Origin of the sequence: Vogesella mureinivorans, assembly GCF_007644035.1 — a bacterium.
GTDB lineage: Bacteria > Pseudomonadota > Gammaproteobacteria > Burkholderiales > Chromobacteriaceae > Vogesella > Vogesella mureinivorans.
Map to the genome: position 1 here is coordinate 1 of NZ_VMTV02000155.1, position 324 is coordinate 324.

Genomic DNA, 324 nt, shown 5'->3' on the forward strand with positions numbered 1-324 from the left:
AGCAGTCCGGCTGTGTCGGAGTACAGGACTTCCAGCAGCGGCTTGTCGAGATGCTGCTGCAAAATTTCGGCACAGCGATCGATCGCCGCTCGAAAAGTCGGCTGCGTGTCGTACAGTTGCCGCCCCATGCCGACAAACTGCGACCCTTGACCTGTGAACAAAAACGCCAGCTTCGGCGGATTGCCGTCGATTTGACTGGACTGAGGGCGATCGACAAGTTGATCGGCAAATTCTTGAGCCGATCGCGCTACGATCGCCAATCGATGTTTGAACGGTTTGCGTGTCGTGTTGGCCGTAAAGCAGACATCAGCAGGATTGGGATTT

At 55.6% G+C, this 324-nt stretch carries 1 protein-coding gene; it reads right to left on the bottom strand.

What is annotated here, in order from left to right; translation table 11 throughout:
* Positions 1–324: acyltransferase domain-containing protein (locus FLQ44_RS05035; protein ID WP_147693357.1), on the bottom strand; the 324-nt coding region annotated here is incomplete at both ends.